The sequence below is a fragment of the Micromonospora sp. C81 genome, assembly GCF_018070425.1.
Lineage (GTDB): Bacteria > Actinomycetota > Actinomycetes > Mycobacteriales > Micromonosporaceae > Micromonospora > Micromonospora zamorensis.
Genome location: NZ_JAGPXS010000016.1, coordinates 41,801 through 67,914, shown reverse-complemented (window position 1 = coordinate 67,914; position 26,114 = coordinate 41,801). Strand labels below are relative to the sequence as shown.

Annotated in this window: 25 protein-coding genes and 1 pseudogene; 23 read left to right on the top strand and 3 right to left on the bottom strand. The window is 69.3% G+C overall.

Translation table 11 applies throughout. The features are described 5' to 3' along the window. The first annotated feature begins 23 nt into the window (after positions 1-23). From KBX46_RS23850 to KBX46_RS23805, 10 genes and pseudogenes are all read left to right on the top strand, one after another. Positions 24-1,481 (top strand): sugar porter family MFS transporter, encoded by a 1,458-nt coding sequence (locus tag KBX46_RS23850; protein WP_210794126.1) that lies wholly within the window; start codon positions 24-26, stop codon positions 1,479-1,481. Between the two features lie 173 nt (positions 1,482-1,654). After that, on the top strand, positions 1,655-1,957 hold the full coding sequence (locus KBX46_RS23845; RefSeq protein WP_088948057.1) for an urease subunit gamma: 303 nt from the start codon (positions 1,655-1,657) through the stop codon (positions 1,955-1,957). Positions 1,958-2,000: 43 nt separating this feature from the next. Continuing rightward, a pseudogene (locus KBX46_RS23840) lies at positions 2,001-2,336 on the top strand (urease subunit beta); the annotation flags it as partial. A 174-nt stretch (positions 2,337-2,510) separates the two neighbouring features. Beyond that, positions 2,511-4,229 (top strand): urease subunit alpha, encoded by a 1,719-nt coding sequence (locus tag KBX46_RS23835; protein WP_088948059.1) that lies wholly within the window; start codon positions 2,511-2,513, stop codon positions 4,227-4,229. A gap of 60 nt (positions 4,230-4,289) precedes the next feature. Beyond that, positions 4,290-4,853: an urease accessory protein UreE gene (gene ureE, locus KBX46_RS23830; RefSeq protein WP_210794125.1), complete on the top strand. Its 564-nt coding sequence runs from the start codon at positions 4,290-4,292 to the stop codon at positions 4,851-4,853. A gap of 22 nt (positions 4,854-4,875) precedes the next feature. Next, the gene (locus tag KBX46_RS23825) at positions 4,876-5,553 is read left to right on the top strand and encodes an urease accessory protein UreF (RefSeq protein WP_247668066.1); all 678 of its coding nucleotides are present in this window, start codon (positions 4,876-4,878) and stop codon (positions 5,551-5,553) included. A gap of 66 nt (positions 5,554-5,619) precedes the next feature. Further along, positions 5,620-6,249, top strand: coding sequence for an urease accessory protein UreG (ureG, locus tag KBX46_RS23820; RefSeq protein ID WP_210794123.1), 630 nt, complete (start codon positions 5,620-5,622; stop codon positions 6,247-6,249). Beyond that, positions 6,246-7,163, top strand: coding sequence for an urease accessory protein UreD (locus tag KBX46_RS23815; protein ID WP_210794122.1), 918 nt, complete (start codon positions 6,246-6,248; stop codon positions 7,161-7,163). Before ureG ends, KBX46_RS23815 begins: the two co-directional genes overlap by 4 nt. Before the next feature lie 21 nt (positions 7,164-7,184). Beyond that, the gene (yut, locus tag KBX46_RS23810) at positions 7,185-8,210 is read left to right on the top strand and encodes an urea transporter (RefSeq protein ID WP_210794121.1); all 1,026 of its coding nucleotides are present in this window, start codon (positions 7,185-7,187) and stop codon (positions 8,208-8,210) included. Positions 8,211-8,237: 27 nt separating this feature from the next. Then, positions 8,238-9,935 (top strand): ammonium transporter, encoded by a 1,698-nt coding sequence (locus tag KBX46_RS23805; RefSeq protein ID WP_308159675.1) that lies wholly within the window; start codon positions 8,238-8,240, stop codon positions 9,933-9,935. A 17-nt stretch (positions 9,936-9,952) separates the two neighbouring features. Here the strand turns inward: KBX46_RS23805 and KBX46_RS23800 are convergent, their stop codons facing one another. After that, positions 9,953-10,681, bottom strand: a complete 729-nt coding sequence (locus KBX46_RS23800) for a YoaK family protein (protein ID WP_210794120.1) — start codon at positions 10,679-10,681, stop codon at positions 9,953-9,955. A 159-nt stretch (positions 10,682-10,840) separates the two neighbouring features. Between KBX46_RS23800 and KBX46_RS23795 the strand changes: the two genes are divergently transcribed. The 4 genes from KBX46_RS23795 to mshC all read left to right on the top strand — a co-directional run bounded on the left by KBX46_RS23795 (position 10,841) and on the right by mshC (position 14,383). Then, on the top strand, positions 10,841-11,563 hold the full coding sequence (locus tag KBX46_RS23795; RefSeq protein WP_088948066.1) for an MSMEG_4193 family putative phosphomutase: 723 nt from the start codon (positions 10,841-10,843) through the stop codon (positions 11,561-11,563). A gap of 115 nt (positions 11,564-11,678) precedes the next feature. After that, on the top strand, positions 11,679-12,263 hold the full coding sequence (locus tag KBX46_RS23790; RefSeq protein WP_088948067.1) for a DUF3090 domain-containing protein: 585 nt from the start codon (positions 11,679-11,681) through the stop codon (positions 12,261-12,263). Further along, positions 12,260-13,078 (top strand): SCO1664 family protein, encoded by an 819-nt coding sequence (locus KBX46_RS23785; RefSeq protein ID WP_210794119.1) that lies wholly within the window; start codon positions 12,260-12,262, stop codon positions 13,076-13,078. The genes KBX46_RS23790 and KBX46_RS23785 overlap by 4 nt, the downstream gene beginning before the upstream one ends. Before the next feature lie 66 nt (positions 13,079-13,144). Then, positions 13,145-14,383, top strand: coding sequence for a cysteine--1-D-myo-inosityl 2-amino-2-deoxy-alpha-D-glucopyranoside ligase (gene mshC / locus KBX46_RS23780; protein ID WP_210794118.1), 1,239 nt, complete (start codon positions 13,145-13,147; stop codon positions 14,381-14,383). Positions 14,384-14,655: 272 nt separating this feature from the next. Here the strand turns inward: mshC and KBX46_RS23775 are convergent, their stop codons facing one another. Both KBX46_RS23775 and KBX46_RS23770 read right to left on the bottom strand, forming a co-directional pair. Further along, the gene (locus tag KBX46_RS23775; protein WP_088948070.1) at positions 14,656-15,447 is read right to left on the bottom strand and encodes a GntR family transcriptional regulator; all 792 of its coding nucleotides are present in this window, start codon (positions 15,445-15,447) and stop codon (positions 14,656-14,658) included. Between the two features lie 126 nt (positions 15,448-15,573). After that, the gene (locus KBX46_RS23770) at positions 15,574-16,443 is read right to left on the bottom strand and encodes a PAC2 family protein (RefSeq protein ID WP_030332815.1); all 870 of its coding nucleotides are present in this window, start codon (positions 16,441-16,443) and stop codon (positions 15,574-15,576) included. Between the two features lie 276 nt (positions 16,444-16,719). On the opposite strand from KBX46_RS23770, the gene metH reads away from it, so the two are divergent. From metH to KBX46_RS23725, 9 genes are all read left to right on the top strand, one after another. Then, positions 16,720-20,220, top strand: coding sequence for a methionine synthase (gene metH / locus KBX46_RS23765; protein ID WP_247668084.1), 3,501 nt, complete (start codon positions 16,720-16,722; stop codon positions 20,218-20,220). 1,255 nt (positions 20,221-21,475) lie between these two features. Beyond that, a complete protein-coding gene (locus tag KBX46_RS23760; RefSeq protein WP_157743978.1) occupies positions 21,476-21,904 on the top strand; it encodes a hypothetical protein in 429 nt (142 codons plus the stop codon). A gap of 777 nt (positions 21,905-22,681) precedes the next feature. Continuing rightward, complete coding sequence (locus KBX46_RS23755; RefSeq protein WP_088948072.1) at positions 22,682-23,008, top strand: hypothetical protein; 327 nt, start codon at positions 22,682-22,684, stop codon at positions 23,006-23,008. Between the two features lie 226 nt (positions 23,009-23,234). After that, entirely contained in the window at positions 23,235-23,921 is a 687-nt protein-coding gene (locus KBX46_RS23750) for a Type 1 glutamine amidotransferase-like domain-containing protein (RefSeq protein WP_210794117.1), read from the top strand. Between the two features lie 39 nt (positions 23,922-23,960). Next, a complete protein-coding gene (locus KBX46_RS23745) occupies positions 23,961-24,149 on the top strand; it encodes a hypothetical protein (protein ID WP_210794116.1) in 189 nt (62 codons plus the stop codon). A gap of 282 nt (positions 24,150-24,431) precedes the next feature. Further along, a complete protein-coding gene (locus KBX46_RS23740) occupies positions 24,432-24,788 on the top strand; it encodes a winged helix-turn-helix domain-containing protein (RefSeq protein WP_088948074.1) in 357 nt (118 codons plus the stop codon). Beyond that, positions 24,789-25,016 (top strand): hypothetical protein, encoded by a 228-nt coding sequence (locus tag KBX46_RS23735; protein WP_088948075.1) that lies wholly within the window; start codon positions 24,789-24,791, stop codon positions 25,014-25,016. Further along, positions 25,013-25,603 (top strand): CDP-alcohol phosphatidyltransferase family protein, encoded by a 591-nt coding sequence (locus KBX46_RS23730; RefSeq protein ID WP_210794115.1) that lies wholly within the window; start codon positions 25,013-25,015, stop codon positions 25,601-25,603. Before KBX46_RS23735 ends, KBX46_RS23730 begins: the two co-directional genes overlap by 4 nt. Beyond that, positions 25,600-26,100, top strand: coding sequence for a hypothetical protein (locus tag KBX46_RS23725; protein ID WP_210794114.1), 501 nt, complete (start codon positions 25,600-25,602; stop codon positions 26,098-26,100). Before KBX46_RS23730 ends, KBX46_RS23725 begins: the two co-directional genes overlap by 4 nt. Positions 26,101-26,114: the final 14 nt, after the last annotated feature.

Sequence of the window (26,114 nt, the reverse complement as noted above, 5' to 3'; positions counted from 1 at the left end):
GGCTCGCGTCGGAGGGGGCGACCGTGACTGCCAGCGCTGGCCCGAAGCGTGGCCGGGGGCGGCCACCGAGACGCAACCTCGTCGCGGTCGTCTCGATCGTCGTGCTCTCCGGTGCGTTCTTCGGCTACGACCAGGGCGTCATCAGCGGTGCGCTCCGCGACATTCGCCAGACCTTCCACGCGGACACCTTCGCCGTCGAGGTGGCGGCGAGCTGGGTGACCCCTGGGGCGCTGGTGGGCGCGCTGCTCGGCGGCCACCTCGCGGACCGGATCGGTCGCCGCGGGGCGCTGTGGGTCGCCGCCGCCACGTTCGCGGTGGGCACGATCCTGCAGGCGACCGCACCGGTGATCGGGGTCATGTTCGGCGCGCGGTTGATCCTGGGGCTGGGCATCGGGGTGGCCTCGGTCGCCGGGCCGATGTACGCGGCGGAGGCCGCGCCGGAACGGATCCGCGGCAGCCTCCTGGCGGTCTACCAGTTCTCCACCACGTTCGCCATCTTCATCGGTTACCTGGCCGACGAGCTGTTCGAGGCCGGCAACTCCTGGCGTTACCTGCTGGTGGCGGCGGCGCTGCTGGGTGTGGCCCTCGCCCTGGTCACCACAGTGATCCCCGACTCGGCCGTCTGGTACTTCGGACGGGGGGACCGGCGCCGGGCGGAGGCGTCCCTGCGGGCGACAGTGCCCGAGCGGAACGTGCCTCAGCGACTGCACGCCATCGAGGAGAGCCTCTCGGCCGGCAAGGCGGGCTGGCGGGAGGTGCTGTCGCCGCAGTGGCGGCGCCCGTTGGCGCTCGGTGTCGGCATGGCGCTGTTCCAGCAACTGACCGGGATCAACGGGATCATCTACTACGCCGACGAGATCTTCTCGTCCGCCGGGTTCCACACCCCGCAGGCGCAACTGGCGGCGACCACCTGGGCGATCGGCGGGGTCGACTCACTCTTCACGCTGGTCGCGGTCGCCTTCCTTGACCGGCTGGGTCGCCGGCCGCTGCTGCTGGTCGGGCTGCTGGGCATGGCGGTCTCGCTCGTGGTGGTCAGCATCAGTTTCGCCAGGATGGCCCCGGCGGCGCGGACGGCGGGAGCGACCGGGCACCATCCCACCGACGCGGGCATCTTCCTGCTGATCGGTGTGGTCATGTTCGTGGCGTTCTACGCGATGTCGATCGGGCCGACCGCCTGGACGGTCATCAACGAGATCTTCCCGGGCCGCATCCGTGGCCGGTGCGTGGCGATCGCCTCCGCCACCCACTGGGGCACCGAGTACCTCATCACGCAGTTCTTCCTGAGCATGTTGGATGCCCTGGGGAGATCGGGAGTGTTCGCCCTCTTCGCCGGCACCTGTGTGCTCGGCTTTCTGTTCGTCTGGCGGTACCTGCCGGAGACCAAGGGCAGGACCCTCGAACAGATCCAGCAGATGTGGCAGACCGACGCTCGTGCTCGGCGTCCGCACCGTGCCGATGACCGGTCGACCGGTACGGCGTGATTCACGCCTTCTGACCCGCGACGCAGGGGCGAGGCGTACGGTCGATCCGAAGCCGCCCAAAACGGATCAGTAGGACAAAGCACCTCATTAGGGTCAAGCGTAAGCGCTCACCCTGTGGCGAGTCCTCTCGGCGCAATGGCGGCTCCCGACCGACAGTCGCGAAGGACCAGGACGTGCATCTGACACCAAGGGAATTCGACAAGCTGACGATCCTCTCGATGGCCATCGTCGCCAACGCCCGCAAGGCCAGGGGGATCAAGCTGAACCACCCCGAGGCCGTGGCGGTGATCTGCGCCGCGGCCCTGGAGGGGGCCCGGGAGGGCAAGACCGTCGAAGAGGTCATGAACGAGGCCCGCAGCACCCTCAGCGCCGACGACGTGATGCCGGGCGTGCCGGACATGCTGCCCATGATCCAGGTCGAGGCGGTCTTCACCGACGGCTCGCGACTGGTCACCGTGCACTCACCGATCCGATAGGCGCAGCCAACCAGAGGCGATCTCCAGGAAGGTGGAGCAGGAAATGGCCAAGCAACATCCCGGCCCCAACTCGAAGCACGTGCGACCCATCGGGGGCTACGTGCTGAGCGACCAGCCGTTGGAGCTGAACGCGGGGCGGCCGGTCACCGAGGTCGTCGTCCAGAACACCGGCGACCGACCGATCCAGGTCGGCTCACACTTCCACTTCTTCGAGGCCAACCGGATGCTCGCCTTCGATCGCGAGGCGGCCTTCGGGCGGCGGTTGAACATCCCGGCGACGACCTCCATCCGCTTCGAGCCGGGCGACAAGAAGACGGTCGAGCTCATCCCCTTCGGCGGACAGCAGCGCGTGTACGGATTCAACGGCCTGGTGCAGGGGTGGAGCGGCAGCGAGTCGACCCCCAGCTACCGGCCGGACCGCACCGAGGCGATCCACAACGCCAGGACGCGGGGCTTCAAGTTCGCCCCGGAGCAGCAGGACAGCCCCAAGGACAAGAAGAAGTAGATCCGCTATCCCGCAGGGCTGCCAGCCTCGGGCAGGAGAGATGATTCGATGAGCCAGATTTCGCGGCAAGAATATTCCGGAATGTACGGCCCGACGACGGGCGACCAGATCAGGCTCGGCGACACCGACCTGTACATCGAGATCGAAAAGGATCTCCGGGTCCTCGGCGACGAGGTGATGTACGGCGGGGGCAAGACCCTGCGCGACGGCATGGGGGTCAACAACCAGTACACCAACGCGCAGGGTGGCCTCGACCTGGTCATCACGAACGTGACGATCGTCGACGCGACCCTCGGCGTGATCAAGGCCGACGTCGGTGTCAAGGACGGCAAGATCGCCGGCATCGGCAAGGCCGGCAACCCGAACATCATGGACGGGGTCACCCCCGAGCTGGTGACCGGTCCGGGCACCGAGGCCATCTCCGGCGAGCACCTCATCCTGACCGCCGGGGGCATCGACACGCACGTGCACCTGGTGACGCCGCTGCAGGCGTACGCCGCCCTGAGCAACGGCGTCACCACCCTGTGGGGCGGCGGCACCGGCCCGACCGACAGCACCAACGGCGTCACCATCACCCCGGGTCCGTGGAACCTCCACGCGATGATGCGGGCCTTCGAAACCATCCCGATCAACATCGGTCTGATGGCGAAGGGCAACAGCACCGGCCGTGCGCCGCTGGTCGAACAGATCATGGCCGGCGCGCCGAGCTTCAAGATCCATGAGGACTGGGGCGCCCCGCCGGCGGTGATCCGGGCCTGCCTGGATGTCGCCGACGAGTTCGACGTGCAGGTCAGCATCCACACCGACACTCTCAACGAGAGCGGCTACCTCGAGGACAGCATCGCCGCGTTCGAGGGCCGGACGATCCACACCTTCCACACCGAGGGCGCCGGTGGTGGGCACGCGCCGGACGTCATCAAGGTCGCCAGCCAGATGAACGTGCTGCCCAGCTCGACCACGCCGACGGTGCCCTACGGCATCAACAGCCAGTCCGAGCTGTACGACATGATCATGGTCTGTCACAACTTCAACCCGCAGGTCCCCTCGGACGTGGCCTTCGTGGAGAGCCGGATCCGGACCGAGACGATCGCGGCCGAGGACGTCCTGCTCGACGAGGGCGTCATCTCGATGATGCAGAGCGACTCGCAGGCCATGGGGCGCGTCGGCGAGACCTGGCTGCGGACCATCCAGCTCGCCGGGCAGATGAAGACCGCGCGCGGCAAGCTCGCCGAGGACTCCAGCGCCAACGACAACTTCCGGGTGCTGCGGTACGTCGCCAAGATGACCATCAACCCGGCGATCACCCAGGGGATCTCGCACGTGCTGGGCTCGGTCACGCCGGGCAAGATGGCCGACCTCGTGCTCTGGGAGCCGGCGTTCTTCGGCGCGAAGCCGAAGCTGGTCCTCAAGGGCGGCATGATCGCCTGGTCGATCATGGGTGACCCGAACGCGTCACTGCCGACCCCGCAGCCGGTCTACTACCGGCCCTCGTTCGCCGCGTACGGCAGCCAGCTCGCCAAGACCTGCGTGACCTTCGTGTCCCGGGCGGCGCACGAAGCCGGCATCGCCGAGGAGCTCGGCCTGCAACGGCAGGTCATGCCGGTCTACCGGACCCGGGGGCTCACCAAGCGGGACATGGTCCGCAACGACCGGCTTCCCAAGCTCGAGGTCGATCCGGAGACGTTCGCCGTGAAGATGGACGGCGTCCACGCGACGGTGCCGCCGGCCCGGAACCTGCCCCTGAGCCAGCTCTACTTCTTCAGCTGACCCCGTTGGGACCGTCTCGTACGTGCCTGGTCCCGGCACACCGACCGAAAGGAGAGGCCCGTGCTCGTCGAGACGGTGCTGGGCAACATGAACGAGCCCGACTGGACGCTGCGCCTGAAGGAAGCGCGCATCGACGACCTGGTCCTCGACCAGTGGGACGCCCAGAAGAGCCGCATCCGCAAGATGACCAGTTCCGGGTCGGAGCTGTCGGTGGCGCTGGCGCGTGGCGTCCGCCTGCGCGACGGCGACGTCCTCGCCTGGGACGACCTGACCGCCACCGCGGTGGTGGCCCGGGTGCAGTTGGGCGAGGTGATGGTGGTCCACCTCGACAAGCTGCGCGGCGAGTCGGCCGAGCTGCTCATCCGCTCGGCGGTCGAGCTCGGTCACGCCATCGGCAACCAGCACTGGCCGGCCGTGGTCAAGGGCACGAAGATGTACGTCCCGTTGACCGTGGACCGCAAGGTCATGGACTCGGTGATGCGCACCCACGCCTTCACCGGGATCACCCACGAGTTCGTTCCCGGCACTGAGGTCATCGCGTACCTCGCGCCGCACGAGTCGCGGCGGTTGTTCGGTGGCGCCGACTCGACGCCGCACTCCCACCTCCCCGCCGACCTCAACTGAGCGGGGCCGGACGGTGCGCACCATGGCGGAAACCCTGAAGCTGCTGCAGTTCGGCGACTCGGTCTTCCCGGTCGGCGCCTTCTCCTTCTCCAGCGGCCTGGAGATGGCCGTCCAGCACGGCGTCGTGCACGACCGGGAAACCCTCCAGGACTACGTCCGCACGGTCACCCGGCTCGCCGCCACCGGGGACGGTGTCGCCCTGCTCGCCGGGCACCGTGCCGCCGTCGCGGGAGACCTCGACCGGATCCGGCGTGCCGACGAGGCCGTCCACCTGCGCAAGATCAACGAAGAGATGCGGACGATGTCCGTACGCATGGGGCGCAAGCTGGCGGAGGCCGCGACCCGGATCGTCGGGGAGACCCTGCTCAAGAAGCGGCTCGGCGAGTCGGCGTCGGGCGCGCCGGTCACCTACCCGGTCGCGCTCGGGGTGGTCTTCGCCGACCTCGGGGTGCCCGAGGAGGACGCGTTCGCGGCCCACCAGTACGGCGCCGCCTCGACGGTGCTCAGCGCCGCCATCCGGTTGATGCGGGTCGACCACCTCGACGCGCAGTCGATCCTGTTCGCGGTCAACGAGAAGGTCACCGACGACTACCGCGACGTGCGCACCGCCGACCTCGACGACATGCAGAGCTTCGGACCGCACATCGACGTCCTGGCCGGCGCGCACCAGCACATCCACGTGCGGATGTTCATGAGCTGAGAGCTGACCTCCGCGATCCACACGTTTCTGACCCTCAACACGTCTCCCAGAAGGACTGGTCACATCATGAAGTCGGCAAGTCGTATCGGCGTAGGCGGCCCGGTGGGCAGCGGCAAGACCGCGATCATCGAGGCTGTCGTGCCCCGTTTCGTGGACAACGGGCTGCGCGTACTGGTGATCACGAACGACGTCGTCACCACCGAGGACGCGAAACACGTCCGGCGCGCCCTGACCGGGGTCCTCGTCGAGGACCGGATCCTCGGGGTGGAGACCGGGGCCTGCCCGCACACCGCCGTGCGCGAGGACCCGAGCATGAACCTGGCGGCGGTGGAGGACATGGAGTCCCGGTTCCCGGACAGCGACGTGGTGCTGATCGAGAGCGGCGGCGACAACCTCACGCTGACGTTCAGCCCCGCCCTGGTCGACTACTTCATCTACGTCATCGACGTGGCGGCCGGCGACAAGATCCCGCGCAAGAACGGCCCGGGGATCTCCAAGTCCGACATCCTCGTGATCAACAAGACGGACCTCGCCCCCTACGTGGATGCCGACCTCGATCTCATGGCCCGCGACGCGGACGTGACGCGCAACGGCAAGCCGGTCATGTTCACCAACTGCAAGACGGGTGAGGGCATCGACGAACTCGTCTCGTTGATCCGCCGCAACGCGCTCTTCGACGCCGAAGTGGTCGCATGATCACACTGGACGGTGCGCGGGAACTGGCACCGTACCAGGACCAACCGGCACAGCTGCCCGCCGCGTCCAACGGCAAGGTCGGCGTGCTGCGCCTCGGGTTCGAACGGCGCGGTGACCGGACGATCCTGCACGACCTCTACCGGCAGTCACCGCTGCTCGTCCAGCGGGCGCTCTACTGGGACGAGGAGATGCCGCAGCTTCCCTGCGTCATGATCCTCACCACCTCCGGCGGTGTGCTCCAGGGCGACCGCCTGCACATGGACGTCGACCTGGCACCGGGCAGCCAGGCGCACCTGGTCACCCAGGCCGCCACCAAGATCCAGGAGATGGACGCGAACTACGGCTCGCAGATCCAGCGCTTCACCCTGGCCGAGGACACCTACCTCGAATACCTCCCGGAGCCCGTGATCCCGTACCGGGGCAGCCGGTTCGTCACCGACACCCGGGTGCGGCTCCCGGAGAGCGCCACCATGCTCTACGGCGAGGTCCTCCAACCCGGCCGGAAGTACTACCGCGACGGGGAACTCTTCGCCTACGACCTCTTCTCCTCCTCCCTGGGCGCGGAGCGGCCCGACGGCCGGCAGTTGTTCGTGGAGAAGTTCGTGGTGGCTCCCGGGCAGTTCCCAGTGGCGCGGCTCGGCGTCATGGATCGCTTCCACATCTTCGGCAACGTCGTACTCCTCACCAGCCCGGAGCGGGCCGCCCGCGTCTACGAACGGACCTCGACGCCGGTCTGGGACGAGGAGACGCCGCTGGCCAGCGCCGTCAGTCGACTGCCGAACGACGCGGGCCTCATCTTCAAGGTCCTCGGCCAGGAGACGGAGCCGGTCCGTGCCGCTGTCCGTGCCTTCTGCGTGGCCGCCCGCGAAGAGGTGACCGGCCGGACCTTCCCGCCGGCCTTCAGTTGGCGATGACGGATCCCCGAGGAGAATGCCGTGACGAGCGTGACCCGCAGCTGGGACAGGCTGAGTGACCACAACCCTCTGATCGGGTTCGTCGACGCCTGCCTGCGCGGGCCGGCACAGGTCGTCCTGCAGAACAACCCACTCACCGGGCTGCTCGTCCTCGTCGCGATCGCCTGGGGAGCGTTCGAGAACGGGCAACCACGGATCCTCGGGGGCGCGGTCCTCGGTCTCGTCGTCGGCACCGCCACGGCCGTCGCCCTGCGGGTGGACGAGCCCTCGTTGCGCAAGGGACTGTTCGGCTTCAGCCCGCTGCTGACCGGGATCGCCGTCCCGACGTTCCTCGACGACCGGCCGTTGATGTGGCTCTACCTGGTGCTCGGAGCGATCGCCACGACAGTCGTCACACTGGCCCTGAACGCGATCTTCAAGACCTGGGGCCTGACCGCGTTCACCATGCCGTTCGTGCTGACCACCTGGGTGCTGCTGCTGGCCGCGTACCAGTTCGACCGGTTCACCGTGCTGACCAACCTGAAGCCGATGTTTCCCGGCGAGGGGCAGTTGACCGGTGGGCGCTTCGACTGGGACCTGGTCCCCACCTTCCTGCGCGGGGTCTCCCAGATCTATCTGATCAACAGCTGGGTCACCGGCCTGATCATCCTGGTCGCGCTGCTGGTCAACTCCCGCTGGTCGGCGCTCTTCGCGGTGATCGGCGCGGTCGGCGCGACACTGCTGGCGCTCTGGTTCGGGGCCGACGCGGCCTCCCTGGACAAGGGCCTGTTCGGCTTCAACGCGGTGTTGACGGCGATCGCCGTTGGTGCGGTGCTGCACCGTCCCGGAGCGCTGGTGACCCTCTACACCCTCTTCGGCATCGCCCTGACGCTCTTCGTCCAGATGGCCCTGGCGACAGTGCTCACCCCACTGGCCATCCCGGTGCTCACCGGACCCTTCAACATCGCCACCTGGTTGCTGCTGCTGCCGAAACGGCACTTCGCGCCGGTGCCCAACCACGAACGCGCCAAGGAGACCGTCGTCTCGACGGTGAAGCACTCCGTCTGACCGTACCGAGAGGAGAGGTGAGCTTCCGTGCTCGCTCAGGACGCGGTGAACTCGGGCGACACCGCCTGGGTGCTGGTTTGCGCCGGCCTCGTGTTGTTCATGACCCCGGGCCTGGCCGTCTTCTACGGTGGAATGGTCCGCACCCGCAACGTGCTCGCGATGTTGCAGCAGAACATGGTCGCGCTGGGGGTCGTCAGCCTGACCTGGGTGCTGGTCGGCTACACCATCGCCTTCGGAGACGACGCCGGCACCGGCCTCTTCGGCAACCTCGAACTCTTCGGGCTCAACGACCTCCGGGTCCCGCCCGCACCCCACCTGCACGTGGTCACCGGCCAGGTGACGATCCCGACCCTGGCGTTCGTCGCGTACCAGATGATGTTCGCGGTGATCACGCCCGCGCTCGTCACCGGCGCCACCGCGGGCCGGCTGAAGTTCGCCGGCTGGGTCGCGTTCCTGGCGATCTGGTCCATCGTGGTCTACGCGCCGGTCGCGCACTGGCTCTGGCACCCCGACGGCTGGCTGGCCCGGTTCGGCACCCAGGACTGGGCCGGTGGCATGGTGGTCCACGCCTCCGCGGGAGCCGCAGTGCTCGGCACCCTGCTGGTCGTCGGACGCCGCCGTGGTTGGCCGCGCACCGCGTCCCCGCCCAACTCCATCCCGCTGACCATCCTCGGGGCGGGCATCCTCTGGTTCGGATGGTTCGGCTTCAACGGCGGCGATGGACTCCAGGCGAACGGGCTCGCCGCCCAGGCGCTGATCAACACTCATCTCGCGGCCGCCGCCGGCATGCTCGTCTGGCTGGTGGCGGAGCGGCTGAAGGACGGCCACAGCACCGTCGTGGGTGGCGTCTCCGGCGCTGTCGCGGGGCTCGCGACGGTCACCCCCGCCGCCGGGTACGTCAACACGCTCTCCGCCATCGCCATCGGAGCGATCGCCGGAATCGTCTGCCACTTCGCGTTGCGGTTGAAGTATCTGCTCCGGCTCGACGACGCGCTGGACGTCCTCGCGGTCCACTTCGTCGGCGGCATGCTCGGCTCGCTGCTGGTTGGCTTCTTCGGCGACAGTGGCGTCAACCCGCTCGGCAAGGACGGTCTCCTCTTCGGCGGAGGCGGGTCCCTGCTCTGGCACCAGATCGTCGGCGTGGTCGCCGTGGTGGCCTTCTCCTTCGTGCTCAGTTGGGCGATCGCCGCCGCCGTGCAGGCCGTCCTCGGGCTCCGTGCCCCCGCCGACGAGCAGGACAACCTCGACCACGCCCAGCAGGACGCCGACGCGTACCACCTGGGCGGTGTTGCGGGCCTCAACGGCACTGGCGCACCGCAGCGTCGACGCGAACCCGGACGGGAACGCGGCGCCGAACGGCCCGCCCGGCCGGCCCAGAACGCCCGGCCGGCCCAGAACGCCCGGCCGGCCCAGAACGCCCGGCTGGTCACCGCGACGGTCAATCCGACGTTGCTGCCGACCACCCGGGAGCTACGGGACGCCCTGGTCGGTGCGGGAGCCACCTCCATCGTGCTCTTCGACGCCACGGTCTCCACCGCCGAACCGACTGCCCGTTCGCTGCCCCGGGGCTACTGGCAGGACCAGGACCTGGTCGGTCGCGCCCGGGTCGAGGTCGTGGTGGAACGCGAGGCGGTGTCCGCCGTGCTGGACGTGCTGGGTCGTTACGGTGCCGAGCGCTCGGAGTGCTTCGTGCAGGACGTCCAGCTCGCGACGGACGTCCGCTGAGCTGGTGCGGGCCCAGGTCACCTCTTTGACCGGCGGCAACGGAGCAGGAACGACAGGGCGGACAGGGCGAGCGTTCCCCAGGCCGGCACCCAGAGTGGTTGTTGCTGCGCCAGCGTTCCGATGCCGCCTCCGGTGGCGTAGCAGAGCAGTGCCAGGAGCCCGAGGAAGGTGCCCTGCCGGGCCCGCTTCCGGCCGTTGTCCGGTCCGGCGAGCCAACGCCCGACGCGTTCGCCGATCTTCGCCACCGTGCCCGACTGGTAGGTGATGTGGGTGGTGATCCCGGCCGTGCGGACGAACAGGGTCGCCAGCGCGCCCATGGCGAAGCCACCCGCGGCCGCCAGCGCGATCCGCGGCGGCCCGCCCTGCCGGCCGTGGTGGAGCAGGACGTTGAGCACCGCCCAGAGCGCCAGCGTGAGCACGGCGCAGGCGAGTCCCCGCAAGGACGGCGACCACGGGCTGCGTGCCGCGCGTACCTGTGAGACCACGCCCGTCCCGGCGGCGAACGCGATCAGTGAGGCCGCGGACTCGGGCCAGGCGGCGTGTCGTCCGGCCAGGCCGATGCCCAGGAGGACGGCGTTGCCCGACTGGTTGGCGACGAACGCGCCGTAGCGCAGGAAGGCGAACGCGTCCACGAAGCCGGCGATGCCGGTGGTGAGGGCGAGGACCAGGAGCGGGCGCCGGAACTCCCCGTACACGTCCTGCGGGTCCGAGATGGCCGAGGCCTGCGCGGGTGCCGGGTCGCCCATCGCCTTTCACACCCTCCCGACAGAGGGCCCGGACAACCCGGGCATTCAGTATTTTACCGCCAAGGCAGCGGCTCGATCCGTTTCCCGTCCGATCCCACCGGGCGACGCGGACACGGGCAGGCCGGAGGGCGATGCTGCCGGTCGGGCGCAGGTCATAGGGTGGTCCCCGTGGCGACCCTTCTGCTTCTGCGACACGGCCGGACGACCGCGAACGCCGACGGCGGCCTGGCCGGCCGCCAGCCGGTCGAGCTGGACGAGACGGGCCGGGCCCAGGCGGCCGCGGTCGGCGAGCGGCTGCGGTCGGTGCCGCTCGCCGCGGTGGTGACCAGCCCGCTTATCCGGTGCCGGCAGACCCTGGAGCTCGCGCTGCCCGACGCCGACCCGCTCGTGGAGGAGGGCTTGATCGAGTGCGGCTACGGAGCCTGGGAGGGACAGCCACTGAAGAAGCTGGCGAAGGAGCCGCTCTGGCCGGTGGTCCAGCAGCACCCCAGCGCCGTGGTCTTCCCGCAGGGTGAGGCGATGGCGGCGATGGCCGCACGGGCGGTCGCGGCGGTGCGCGCATGGGATGCGCGGATCACCTCCGAGCACGGCCCGGAGGCGGTCTGGCTGGCGTGCAGCCATGGCGACGTGATCAAGGCGATCGTGGCCGACGCGCTCGGCGTACACCTTGATCTTTTTCAGCGGATCGTGGCCGACCCGGCGTCGGTGACGGCGATCCGGTATACGACGCTGCGGCCGTTCCTGCTGCGGCTCAACGACACCGGGGGCGACCTGGCCGCACTCGCGCCGCCGCCACGCAAGCGCCGCCGGGCGGCGCGGGCGGCGACGAGCGCGGCCGACTCCGACGCCCCGGTGGGCGGCGGCGCGGGGGCCGGCCGGTGAGCCGGAGTGCGCCACGCCCGGGTGCAAGGGCCGGTGCGCCGGGCGTGGCGGGGACCACGGTGATTCGGGTCGGTGGGGTGCGCGGTGCCATGGCGGGCCGGATAGGGTCGTGGGTATGACCCACCAGGTGCACGCCTTCGAACCGCCGGAGCGGTTCGTCGCCGGGACTGTCGGGCCGCCGGGGGAGCGCACGTTCTTCCTGCAGGCTCGCGGCGGCGGCCGGCTGGTCAGCGTCGCGCTGGAGAAGGTCCAGGTGTCCCTGCTCGCCGAGAAGCTGGAGGAGCTGCTCACCGAGGCACAACGTCGCTTCGGGGTGGATCTGCCCGAGCTGGCGCCGGTGATCGGCGACAACGAGCCACTGGACACTCCGGTCGACGAGGAGTTCCGGGTCGGGACCCTCGGGCTGGCCTTCGACGTGGACACCGCGACCGTGGTGATCGAGGCGATCGCCGCGGGCGAGGTGGAGCCCGAGGTCGAGCTGGGCGACGAGGACGACGAGGACGAAGACGACGACGAGGACGAAGAGCCGGACGAGGACCTGGACCGGCTCCGGGTCCGGCTCACCCCGCAGGCGACCCGCCAGTTCATCGAGCGGGCCCGGCGAGTGGTCAACGCGGGCCGGCCGCCGTGCCCGCTCTGCGGCCAACCGTTGGACCCCGCCGGGCACCTGTGCCCGCGGCACAACGGTTATCACCGGTGACCTCGTCCGGCCTCCAGCCTCGCCAGGACGGCGACGCCGCGCTGCGGCTTCTGCGTGACGGCGTACTCGACCTGGAAGGTCGGCTGGTCGACGCGTCCAACACGACCCTGCGCGGCATCCTGACCCTGGAGGGGGTCACCGCCCGCTGCGTCTACAAACCGGTCCGGGGCGAGCGCCCGCTCTGGGACTTCCCCGACGGCACCCTGGCCGGCCGGGAGGTCTCGGCGTACCTGGTCTCCCGGGCGACCGGTTGGGACCTGGTGCCGCCCACCGTGCTGCGCGACGGCCCGTTCGGCCCCGGTTCCTGCCAGCTGTGGATCGACGAGCCGGAGGACGCCGAGCCGCTGGTCGGGTTCCTGCCGGCCGGGGAGCTGCCGCCACGCTGGTTCCCGATCGCCGCGGCCCGCGACGACGACGGCGCCGCGTACGCCCTCGCGCACGCCGACGACCCACGGCTGGCCCGCCTCGCGGTGCTCGACGCGGTGATCAACAACGCGGACCGCAAGGGCGCTCACGTGCTGGTCGGTGCCGACGACCGGATCTACGGCGTGGACCACGGGGTGAGCTTCCACGTGGAGGACAAGCTACGTACGGTGCTCTGGGGTTGGGCCGGCAAGCAGCTGCCCGCGGACGCCGTGGAGATGCTCGACGGGCTCGCCGGGCAGATCGCCGGCGCGCTCGGCGCGGAGTTGGCCGACCACCTCACCATCAGTGAGGTGACCGAGGTGGCCTCCCGGATCGACCGGTTGCGCGAGACCGGTCGCTTCCCGCAGCCACCGGAGGACTGGCCGGCGATCCCCTGGCCGCCCATGTGACCCGTTGTCATCTTGATCACCCGTGAGGCGCTCCGACCTCGTCGTCGGGCTGGCTAGGCTGATCCCATGGAGTCTTGGGCGGGACACGAGGTGCCACGGCTGCCGGGCAGGGGCAAGCCGTTGGCGCTGTACGACTCGGCGCGGCAGGGTGTCCACCCGAGCGAACCGGCCGACGCGGGGAGCATGTACGTCTGCGGCATCACCCCGTACGACGCCACCCACCTCGGCCACGCCGCCACCATGATCACGTTCGACCTGGTGCAGCGGATGTGGCGGGACGCCGGCCGCCCGGTGCGCTACGTGCAGAACGTCACCGACATCGACGACCCGCTGCTGGAGCGGGCCGCCCGCGACGGCGAGGACTGGGTGGTCCTGGCGATGCGGGAGACGGCGCTGTTCCGCGAGGACATGGAGGCTCTGCGGATCATCCCGCCGGAGCACTACGTGGGCGCTGTCGAGTCCATCCCGGACATCGCCGACAAGGTCGAGGTGCTGGTCAAGGACGGCGCCGCGTACCGCCTCGACGACGGCACCGGCGACGTCTACTTCGACATCTCCGCCACGGGCCGGTTCGGCTACGAGTCGAACCTGACCCGCGAGCAGATGCTGGAGATCTTCCCGGAGCGCGGCGGTGACCCCGACCGCGCCGGCAAGCGCGACCCACTGGACCCGCTGCTGTGGCGTGGCGCCCGCGAGGGGGAGCCGTCCTGGCCGGGCGGGGAGCTGGGCCCGGGCCGCCCCGGATGGCACATCGAGTGCGCGGTCATCGCGCTGAACCTGCTCGGTGACCGGATCGACGTCCAGGGCGGCGGCAACGACCTGCTGTTCCCGCACCACGAGGCGTCCGCCGCGCACGCCGAGCGGCTCACCGGTCAGGCGCCGTTCGCCGAGCACTACGTGCACGCCGGGATGATCGGCCTGGACGGCGAAAAGATGTCCAAGTCCCGCGGCAACCTGGTCTTCGTGTCCCGGCTGCGCGCCGACAAGGTCGACCCGATGGCGGTCCGCCTGGCGTTGATCTCCGGGCACTACCGCAGCGACCGCACCTGGACCGACGAGCTGCTCACGACCGCCAAGGAGCGCCTGGACCGTTGGCGGCGGGCCGCCGCCGCGCCGGCCGGGCCGTCCGGGGCCGAGCTGCTGGCCGGCGTACGCGAGCGCCTGGCCGACGACCTCGACACTCCCGGTGCCCTGGCGGTCGCCGACCACTGGGCCGAGGCGACCCTCGCCGGCGCCACGGACGACGCCGAAGCGCCCGCCCTCTTCGCGAACACGGTGGACGCCCTCCTGGGCATCCGCCTCTGAGCACCCTCTCCCGGCAGACGGCACGCGCGCCGCAGCGCCGCGCGCCTCGCCGCGGCGCCGCGCGCCTCGCCGCGGCGGGCGTGATCGACTCGGCTTTCAGGAAGTCGCGGTGTCCGGGCCGGTGTGATGCCCCGATTTCTTGCAACCCGAGTCGATCACCGCGACGCCCCCGTCGATCATGAGGTTGACGGGCGGTTTGATCTCCGCCGGACCCGTCAACCTCATGATCAACGGGATGGGCGCGGATCGCGCGGGGCGTGGGCGGGACCGGGTCAGCCCAGGACCAGGCCGGGGTCGGGCTCCGGGTCGGGGGTCGGGGCGGGGATCTTGTATTCCTCGGTGAGGGTCGTCATCGGGCCGGGCCAGGTGGCCTGGGCCACCTCGATCGGCTTGTGGTGCGTGTCGTACGCGACGTGCAGCAGGTGCAGCACCGGGGTGTCCGGCCGGATCTGGAGTGTCTCGGCCTCCTCCCGGCTGGGCTGGCGGGCGCTGATCGTGTCGGTGGCGGAGACGTACCGCCGCCCGGTGGCTTCCTCCGCCTCCTGATAGAGGGGGCGGCCGAAGGCCTCGGTGCGCTCCAGCGAGGTGCCGGCGGTGTCGCGGGGCAGGAACCAGGACGCGCCGACCTCGACGGGGGAGTCGTCGGTGCGGACGAGGTGTCGCCGGCAGAGCAGGTTGGTGCCGTCGGGCACCCCGAACGCGTCGGCGACCTCGGCGGGGGCGGGGGAGTGGCCGACGGAGACGAGTTGTTGGCGGTACCGGGCGGCCAGGTCGGTGTGGTAGCCGCGGAAGCCGCCGTACCGCCCTCGGGAGAGTCGGTTGAGTCGGCGGCGGGTGCCCCGGACGTACGTACCGGAGCCGGGTTTGGTGATCAGGATGCCCTCGACCCGCAGTTGGTCGACGGCGCGTTGCACTGTCTGCTTGGCGACGCCGAACATCTCGGCGATGGCCGGGATGGACGGCAGTCGCTCGCCGGGTCCCCAGTCGCCGCGGCGGACCTGGGCCTTGAGCTGCGTGGCAATCTGTCGGTGCGGGAACTCGGCGGCCCCGGGATTGATCTGCACACCCGCCTCCTTGATCACATCTAGGTTCCTAGGATGCCCTAGCGGGTGTGACGGCGCCACCCCGGACACGCCAAAAAACGGGCCCTCGGACCAGAGAAGGTCCGAGGGCCCGCAGTGAACAGTTGGCTACCAGGAGCCGGCGGTCGGGCCGGCTGAACCGCCCCGTCGGCGCAGGTACTTCTCGAACTCCTGGGCGATCTCGTCGCCGGTCAACGGGGTGATGCCCTCGTCGCCGACCCGTTCCTCCAGCTCACGAACGTATTCGCCCAGCTCGGCGTCCTGCTCGGCGGCGCTGCGCACCCGCTGCTCCCACTCGGCGGACTCCTCGGCCAGGTCGGCCATCGGCACCGGCAGGTCGACGACCTCCTCGACCCGGTGCAGCAGGGCGAGGGTGGCCTTGGGGCAGGGCGGGTTGTTGGCGTAGTGCGGCACGTGCACCCAGAACGACACTGCGTCGACCTCGGCGCGGGTGCAGGCGTCGTGCAGCACACCGACGATGCCGGTCGGCCCGTCGTAGCGGGTGGGGGTGAGCTGGTAACGCTCGGCGGCCTGCGCGTCGGACGCACTGCCGCTGATCGGCAGCGGCCGGGTGTAGGGAACATCGGCCAGCAGCGCGCCGAGCAGCACCACCCGTTCGACCTCGAGGCTGTGGCAGATCTCCAGCACCTGCTCGCAGAACGTCCGCCAGCGCATGCTCGGCTCGATGCCGCGGATCAGCACCACGTCGCGGTCGGTGCCCTCCGGGCTGGCCACCATGAACCGGGTCGTCGGCCACTCCACGCGGCGGGTCTCCCCGTCGGCCATGGTGATGGTGGGCCGGCTGACCTGGAAGTCGTAGAAGTCCTCCGGATCCAACTCGGCGATCTGCCGCGCGTTCCAGACCTGTTCCAGGTGCTCGACGGCCGCGGTGGACGCGTCGGCGGCGTCGTTCCAGCCCTCGAAGGCGGCGATGGCCACCGGGGACCGCAGCACCGGCAGTCCGTCGAACTCGGTCACGCCGTCACCTCACCCTGCTCGTCGCGGCCGGCGCCGGGATCGCGCCCGGTCGTCATACCGTGTGGCACAGCGGCGTCCCTGTTGTCCTTCACGTCCGCCAGCCTACGTGCCGGGCAGGGATGCGGCCCGTCGGCCGCGCCGGTCCACCGGACCGACGACCGGTCATACACGAACGAACCAGACAGGTGATCCCGCTGACACAATATGGGATCGGGTGCCGAGGGGCGCTGGGTGCGGCGGGGACGGCACTAACCTGAACGGGTGCGGACTTCGTTGATGGATGTGCTGGCCGACCGGATTCTCATCGCCGACGGGGCGATGGGCACGATGCTGCAGGCCGCGGACCTCACGCTCGACGACTTCGACGGCCTCGAAGGGTGCAACGAGATCCTCAACGTCACCCGGCCGGACGTGGTGCGTGGGGTGCACGACGCCTACCTGGCCGCCGGCGCCGACTGCGTGGAGACCAACACGTTCGGCGCCAACCTGGCCAACCTCGCCGAGTACGACATCCCGCAGCGCATCCGGGAGCTGTCCGAGGCGGGCGCCCGCATCGCCCGGGAGGCCGCCGACGCGGCCAGCACCCCGCAGCGGCCCCGGTTCGTGCTCGGGTCGATCGGGCCGGGCACCAAACTGCCCACCCTCGGGCACGCCGCCTACGCGACCCTGCGCGACGCGTACCAGGAGAACGCCGCCGGTCTGATCGTCGGTGGCGCGGACGCGCTGATCATCGAGACCTGCCAGGACCTGCTCCAGGTCAAGGCGGCCGTGGTCGGGTCGAAGCGGGCGATGGCCGAGCTGGGCCAGTCGGTGCCGATCATCTGCCACGTGGCGGTGGAGACCACCGGCACGATGCTGGTGGGCAGCGAGATCGGTGCGGCCCTGGCGGCGATCGAGCCGCTCGGGGTGGACCTGATCGGGCTCAACTGCTCGACCGGCCCGGCGGAGATGAGCGAGCACCTGCGATACCTGTCGCAGCACTCCCGCATCCCGCTGTCGGTGATGCCGAACGCCGGCCTGCCGGTGCTGACCGCCGACGGGGCATACTTCCCGCTGACTCCCGTGGAGCTGGCCGAGGCCCTGGAGCGGTTCATCACCGAGTACGGCGTGGGGCTGGTCGGCGGCTGCTGCGGCACCACCCCGGAGCACATCCGGGTGCTGTCCGAGCGGTTGCACGGCGTCACCGCCCCGGCCCGTGAGCCCCGGCACGAGGCGGGTGTCTCCTCGGTCTACCACCCGGTGCCGTTCGCCCAGGACGCGTCGGTGCTGATGGTGGGGGAGCGGACCAACGCCAACGGTTCCAAGGCGTTCCGGGATGCGATGCTCGCCGGCGACTGGCGGGCCTGCGTGGAGATCGCCCGCAGTCAGGCCCGCGACGGCTCGCACCTGCTCGACCTGTGCGTGGACTACGTCGGCCGCGACGGCACGCAGGACATGCGCGAGCTGGCCGGCCGGTTCGCCACCGCGTCGACGCTCCCGATCATGTTGGACTCCACCGAGCCGAACGTGGTGGAGGCCGGTCTGGAGATGCTCGGCGGCCGGTGCGTGGTCAACTCGGTGAACTTCGAGGACGGCGACGGTCCCGACTCCCGGTACGCGCGGGTGATGCCGATCGTCCGCGAGCACGGCGCCGCAGTGGTGGCGCTGCTCATCGACGAGGAGGGGCAGGCGCGTACCCAGGAGTGGAAGGTCCGGGTCGCGGCGCGGCTGATCGACGACCTGACCGGCCGGTGGGGCCTGGACCGCTCCGACATCCTGATCGACGCGCTGACCTTCCCGATCGCCACCGGCCAGGAGGAGACCCGCCGCGACGGCATCGAGACGATCGAGGCGATCCGGGAGATCACCCGCCGCTACCCGGGCGTCAACTTCACGCTGGGCATCTCGAACATCTCCTTCGGGCTCAACCCGGCCGCCCGGCAGGTGCTCAACTCGGTGTTCCTGCACGAGTGCGTGCAGGCCGGGCTGACGTCGGCGATCGTGCACGCCAGCAAGATCCTGCCGATGTCGAAGATCCCCGAGGAGCAGCGCGAGGTCGCCCTGGACCTGGTCTACGACCGGCGCCGCGAGGGGTACGACCCGGTGCAGCGTTTCCTGGAGCTGTTCGAGGGTGTCGACGTGACCAGCGCCCGGGCCAGCCGGGCGCAGGAGTTGGCGGCGCTGCCGCTGGACGAGCGGCTCAAGCGGCGGATCATCGACGGTGAGCGCAACGGCCTGGAGGCCGACCTGGACGAGGCGATGGCCGGCGGCCGGTCCCCGCTGTCGATCATCAACGACATCCTGCTGGACGGTATGAAGGTGGTCGGTGAGCTGTTCGGCTCCGGCCAGATGCAGCTCCCGTTCGTGCTCCAGTCCGCCGAGGTGATGAAGACCGCGGTGGCCTACCTGGAGCCGCACATGGAGACCGTCGAGGACGGCGGCAAGGGCCGCATCGTGCTCGCCACCGTGCGTGGCGACGTGCACGACATCGGTAAGAACCTGGTCGACATCATCCTGTCGAACAACGGCTACGAGGTGGTGAACATCGGCATCAAGCAGCCGATCAGCGCCATCCTGGACGCCGCCGAGCAGCACCGCGCCGACGCCATCGGCATGTCCGGGCTGCTGGTCAAGAGCACCGTCATCATGAAGGAAAACCTCGCCGAGATGGCCACGCGCGGGGTCGCGGAGCGCTGGCCCGTCCTGCTGGGTGGGGCGGCGCTGACCCGCGCGTACGTCGAGGACGACCTGCGGTCGATGTTCCCCGGGCAGGTGCACTACGCCCGGGACGCCTTCGAGGGGTTGTCCCTGATGGACAAGGTGATGACCGCCAAGCGTGGCGGCGCGCCGGTGATCGACCCGGAGCGGGAAGCGGCGCTCGCGGCGCGGCGGGCCCGCCGGGAACGGCAACGGTCCATGGTCAGCGAGTCCCTGCCGGAGCTGCACGACTCCTCGACCCGCTCCGACGTGGCAGTGGACGTGGCCGTGCCCACCCCGCCGTTCTTCGGCACCCGGGTGATCAAGGGCGTTCCGATGGCCGACTACGCGGCGCTGCTCGACGAGCGGGCCACCTTCCGTGGGCAGTGGGGGCTGAACGGCGCCCGAGGCGGCAACGGTCCGTCCTATGACGAGCTGGTGGAGACCGAGGGCCGGCCGCGTCTGCGTTACTGGCTGGACCGGTTGATCGCCGACCAGGTGCTGGAGGCAGCCGTGGTGTACGGCTACTTCCCCGCGTACTCCGAAGGCAATGACCTGGTGGTGCTCGACGAGAACGGGCACGCGGAGCGCGCCCGGTTCTCGTTTCCCCGCCAGCGCCAGGAGCGGCGGCTCTGCCTGGCGGACTTCTTCAAGCCCAAGGGCGACCAGCTCGATGTGGTCGCGTTGCAACTGGTCACCGTGGGCCAGCCGGTCAGCGAGTACGCGGCGAAGCTGTTCGCCCGCAACGAGTACCGCGACTACCTGGAGGTGCACGGCCTGTCCGTGCAGCTCACCGAGGCGCTCGCGGAGTACTGGCACCGGCGCATCCGGGCGGAGCTGACCCTGCCCGACGGCCGTCCGCTGGGCCACGACGACCCGACGGACCTGGCCGGTCTGCTGCGCAACGACTACCGGGGCTGCCGGTACGCGTTCGGCTACCCGGCCTGCCCTGACCTGGAGGACCGGGCGAAGATCGTGGACCTGCTCGGATCGGAGCGGATCGGGGTCGAGTTGTCCGAGGAGTTCCAGCTGATGCCGGAGCAGGCCACCGACGCGATCGTGGTCCACCACCCGGAGGCCAGCTACTTCAACGCCAAGTGACGGGCGCAAGGTCGCTGACCTGCAATTACGGTCGTCCCGAGGGCCCTCGAACCATGATCACGCCGTCTCCAGGCCGTCAACGGCTTCCGGGACGTCCTCGGCGGCCTGGTCCTCACCGAAGGGCGCATCAATGCCCGGCGCGTGAGGCCCTCCCTGGTAGGGAGGAGACGTCGCTACTACTACACGTGGCCCCCGAGCTGATCCGAGCAGGCAATGAAACCGCGGACTGGACGGCCGACCAGCGGCCGCACCTGCTCACGCTCGGAATGACTGCCTACACCACCAGCGACGTCATCGGCCGACCCCTCGCTCGGCACCGCCGAGAACGGCAAAGCTCCTCTAGACAGCCTCACCCGATCGTTTGGCGAACATCAGGTGGAGCCTTGGCCTCTGACCGGGCCGGCCGGACTGCCGGCGATGTCGGGTCTCAGGATGTAGGTGACAGACCAGTCTCGGGACGTGGGTGACACGTGCGGCCAGCTCTGGCAGTCGGTCATTGTTGTCGTGCGGGCACCTGACGCCGTCGGTCTGCGCCCAGCACTAGCGGTGCTGGTCAACGGCCCATAGAAGATCGGTGATGGCAAACCCCGGTAGCTCGAGTTCAGCTGCCGGGGTGACTTGGAACGTCCCACCCAACGCCTCCGGTGTCCAACCAGCGCTCAGCCCGTAACAGACAAGAATGCGTACGTCCGCAGCTGTCGGGAACGGATACGTTTCCCCACTGCCGTGCACGTCGGTCTCGACGTACGGATAGCCAGAGGCAACGGTGGGTGCTGAGGAGGGCAGCTCGGTCAGGTCGACCTGTAGGACGTGACCGTTTTTTCCTGCACCCCACACGCGGAGCCTTATGCAGCGGTGCAGACGACCGTCCGGGTCAGATGCGGATCGGATGTCGGCCTTCCAGGTGAACCTCCGGCCGTCGATGTGTAGCTTGCGTAGCCTCGACCTCATCCGCCCATGCTTCCAGCCAGGCGATCACTGCAATGCCCTCACCCCGATGACCGGCTGTCGCCTAGCAGTCCTGCAGGACGCGCTCCACGTCCGCGCCTGCATGGATGACCCACTGCGTCGGCGCGAAGTTCCTCGGGAAGGTGGTGCCGCTGCCCTTCGTGGGCGAGCAGGGTGGCACAGCCAGGTGGGAGCACAGCCGCATCCGCGAGCCCGATGAACCGGACGAGCATGTCGAGACCGCGGGCGCACGGCCGCCACCTCGGCGCTAGTCAGATCGACAGGGGTCATGTCTATAATCCTCGCCATGAAAAAGTTGAAAATTGCTAGTGGGGTTGGCGCCGCGCTCGCCACGGTTCTCCTCGTCGGAGGGATGGCGACCCCGGCGCACGCGGCGACTGGACCGGAAATCTGCGGCGGCTCGGAGTACATGCGCATTAAGGCGCACGAATTCCCCAACGGCCGTCTCGTGGTTTCGAAGCACCGGAACAGTAACACCATGTGTGCCGTGACGTTCAATACCACCGGCACGACGAAATACACCAGAGCGACGCTCGTCAGGGTGCCCGCAGGCGGCGGGGTGACGTACGGATCGAAGGAGGATGCGAACCAATACAGCCAGTACGCCGGGCCGATCTACCTCGCGAACCAGTACCCGAACAACGACTTCTACGCCGAAGGCCAGGTCGGCGGCAACAGCGTTCAGCTCTACTGCACGCTCACATACTGCGGCTAGTTCTAGGACACCATGAGGAGTCCTCACCGGCACGACGAGCTGGTGATGCAGTAGCAGGCGTACCGGGCCGCGATGAAGAGGCCGACCGTCGTCGAAGGTTGAGACGGTCGGCCGCCTGGTCGTCAACTCAGTCCTTGGGCTTCCACCAAGCCGCGAGCAGCCCAACAACGGCGATGTGCCGAGTGGAGCAATTTTCCCTACAGAATCGAACGGCGCGTAGCCGACGATGCGAAAACCCGCAAGGCGCTCGCCGAACTCGGGTACGACATTACTGACCGATTAGCCTACTACTCAGGCTGGGTTAGCGCGGACAGTCCAGAGATGGGAAAATTCTAATTTCGTCTCGTGACCCGGCTTAGGGGGATGTGGCCCAGCATGCTCGCTATGCCTGGAACCAGCCACCTCTGCTAACTGGTCAGGTATAGATAGGTTTGGCCGGCGTCGACACCTGGTTGGAGGGCCACTGCTAAGACGCCTTCTTCAAGCATTCGTGGAACGATCAAGCGATGGACGTGGCGTAAGACCGTTCCCAGGTCAGGCTACGTACCTCGCCGGGCGCGCCACTCCCCTCCCTGAACCGTCTGCGGCAGTGGAGGCAGTGGCACTCAGGAGGGGGAGCAGTCCTGCCGATGGACGTACCGCCCGTAACGATCAGGGCGTCTCCGGGCCGCTCACGATCAATACAACGCCAAGTGGCGGGCGGCTGAGATCTGTTGGTGTGAACGAGTCCGAGACCGTGCCGGGGTTTCGTCGGCCTGGTTGCGGGCAGGCGCTGGCGTGCGCATCAACGTGGAGGAGCCAAGGGCTGCCGAACGGTTCTGGGAAGGGCTGCGGGAGGTCGCTGCTGCCGCGGCCCGGCATCAGGACCCCGACCTGTACCACTCGATCGTCAAGATCGGCAGGGCGGCGCTGTCTCAGGGCGTCGAGTTGGTGCCGTCGAACGGGCTCTTCCTGGAATGCCCTGTGTGCGAGGTCTTGGCAGGTCAGCGGTGTGTCAACGTGCCCAGGCACCCTCTGCAGGACAACGTTCTTCATGCGGAGCGGACGGAGTTGGCCGAGAAGGCGCTGAGGGGAGAAGTCCCCTTCCCCGATCCGCTTCGCTGACGTCTCCTGCCCGGACCCGCAGCGTGTCACGAGGACCGAGCTGCCACCGAGGCATGCTCGGCTCCTGCCGTGCAGCTCGCGGAGCGCTGCGGGCGGAGGCGGTTGACGGTTGGACGGCCGCCAGCGGATGATCCAGCGGTGTGTCGCTCGGCTCGGCAAGCCGGGACGCTGGCCTCAATGGACAACATGATCGCCGTCATGTGGTGGCTTCAGGAGAGCGGATTCCATGAAGTTTCTTCTCACGTCGTCGGGCATCTGTAACCCGAGCATCTCCGATGCGCTCGTCGACCTGCTGGGCAAGCCGATCGCCGAATCCACGGCCCTGTTCATCCCCACCGCGGTCTACCCCTTCCCCGGTGGAGCTGAGAGGGCATGGAAGGCGATCCACGGCCAGGCTTCGATCCCGCTGTCCCAGCTCGGTTGGAAATCCCTGGGGATGTTGGAGCTCACCGCGCTGCCGACCATTCGAGAGGAGAACTGGGTCCCGGCGGTCCGGGAGGCCGATGCCCTCCTCGTCTGGGGCGGCGATGTGCTGTACCTGACCTACTGGCTGCGTCAGTCGGGCCTGGCCGACCTCCTGCCGTCGTTGAGTGACACGGTCTACGTGGGGGTCAGTGCCGGGAGCATCGCGGTCACCCCGTACAACTGCGACGCCGAATTCGACAGAGAGTTCGTCCCTGACGGCAGCGACATGGCGCAGGACGCCGATCGGGCGCTGGGGCTGGTGGATTTCACTCTGTACCCCCACCTCAACCATCCGGAGATGGAGGACACCGAGCTGTCCAACATCCAGAAATGGGCGTCCGGAATCCCGGTCCCGACGTACGCCATCGACGACAACACCGCCATCAAGGTGGTCGATGGCACCGTTGAGGTCATCTCCGAAGGCGACTGGAGACTGATCAACCCCTGACCGAGACGGACATCATGGCCAGTCGATCCGACCTGAGTCATGGAGTTCCGCTTCGCCTTCCTCCAGTCGCTCGGCAATGTCGTCGAGAACGTCGGCCACATCTGCCCATGGTGGCTGGGCCAGTGCGCCAGCGCGCCGGTGTCCCGATGGAACTCCATCACGCAGCCGTTCCTGGGGCCGCCGTCCATCCACAAGCGTCGACTCTCCAACGGTTCACCGATCGGGTAGGGCACGAAGCCGGGCGGGATGAGCCACCCTCCGTCGACCTGAAGGCCGGAATGCGCCCCGTCGGCGTACAACCACCAGGCCCGCAGGTCCGGCGGCAGCGGCTGGCCGACTGCCTCCTGCGCCGCCACGAGGTCGGCCTCAGACGCCGGCGGTCGTAGAGCCGTGCCGCCGCCGGGCAGCTACCCCTTTGGATTCGGACGGTTGGGTCGAAAATACCCTTGCCGCGCCGCTCGCCCCACCCCGAGTTGACGCTCTGACTTGCGTATGCCAATAATAGTTGGCATGAGCCAAGGTGAGGTATGGGAGCTGAGCGGTGACCGGCTGGTCGAGGTCCTCGCCACGCTGGCCAGCCCGCACCGATTGCGTGTGCTCGCGGCGTTGGCCGGCGAACGCGCCTACGTCTCACAACTCGCCCGTGACCTGGGCATCAGCCGCGCGCTGCTCCAGGTGCACCTCAAGAAGTTGGAAAAGGCCGGGCTGGTCACCGCGCATCTGGAGTTGTCCGCGGACGGCAAGGCACTCAAGTACTACGAGGCCACCCCGTTCTCACTGCACCTCACGCCCGACGTGGTGGCGGTCGCCGCCACGACCCTGAGCACCGCCGGAGACGGCGACGCCGTACCCAAAGGAAACAGTTAGATGGACATCGCCGCCTCGGTCTTCCTCATCGTCATCGCCGCCGTGGTCATCGCGGCCATCTGGTATGCCGGCGTCCGCAAGCGGGTCGCCGTCTCCGGCGAACTGCAGCGGCAGTACGCGGAGCAGGCCGCCGAAACGCAGCGCCTGCTCGCCGACATGGGCGCGCAGCTGGCCGATCTGAACCGACGCACCGCCGAGATGCACCGCATCCTCAAGGACGCCGAATGACAGCCCTCGGCCTCAGCCCGCCGGTCACGCTGGTCAACGTCCCCAACGCCATCACCGCCGTCCGGACCGCCATCTCGGTGGCGCTCGCCGTGGCGGCGTTGACCCACCGCAGCGTCCACCTGCTCGTCGCCGCATACCTGATCTACTGGATCGGTGACATCCTGGACGGCGCCGCCGCCCGGGCCTTGGGGCAGGAGACGCGCACCGGCGCGGTCTTCGACATCGTCGCCGACCGTGCCTGCACGTCGGCCTGTGCCGCCGCGCTGGTCGTGCTGCGGCCCGACACCGCCCTGCCGGTCGCGGTGTTTCTCGTCCAGTTCATGGTCATCGACCAGCTGCTGAGCCTGATGTTCCTGCGCTGGCCGCTGCTGAGTCCGAACTACTTCGCCAGCGTCGACCGCCGCATCTACCTGTGGAACTGGTCGCCGCCTGCGAAGGCGTTGAACACCGCCGCGGTGGTGATCCTGGCGATCGTCGCCCCGACGGCCGTGGCCGTCACGTTCGCCCTCGCGGTCGCCGCGGTGAAGGTCGTCTCGTTGGTCTGCGCCGCCAAGTTGCCGGCGGGCCTGCCGCACACCCGGCCATGATCGCCGTCCTGGCGGCTGCGGCCGTCGGGCTCCTGTCGGCCTTCCTGCCGTTCACACCGGCCGAGCCGTACCTGATCGCGGCCGTGGCGACGACCGGCGCGCCGTCGGTGGCGCTGGGTGTAGCTGCCGCGGCCGGTCAGACTGCAGGCAAGGTCCTGATCTTCCTCGCCGCGCGCGGCGCGATCCACTCGTCCTGGCTGCAAGGCCGGCTCAGCAGGCGCACACCCGCCGTGCGGGAGCCGGCGGGGCGGCTGGCGACGATGCTCGCCCGCCCGAAGGCGGCCGGGGCGCGACTCGTCGAGGTGATGGAACGTCCCCGCCAGGCCACCGGGATGCTGCTGGTCAGCGCGATCACCGGGTTCCCGCCGTTGCTGGCCGTCAGCGTCTACCTGGGCCGTACACCCATGAGTTCCACGGCCTTCGCGGTGACCTGCCTGCTGGGCCGGACGATCCGCTTCGTGACGATCGCGCTGGCTCCGCACTTCGCTGGCTACTGAGCGAGCGGCCTGGG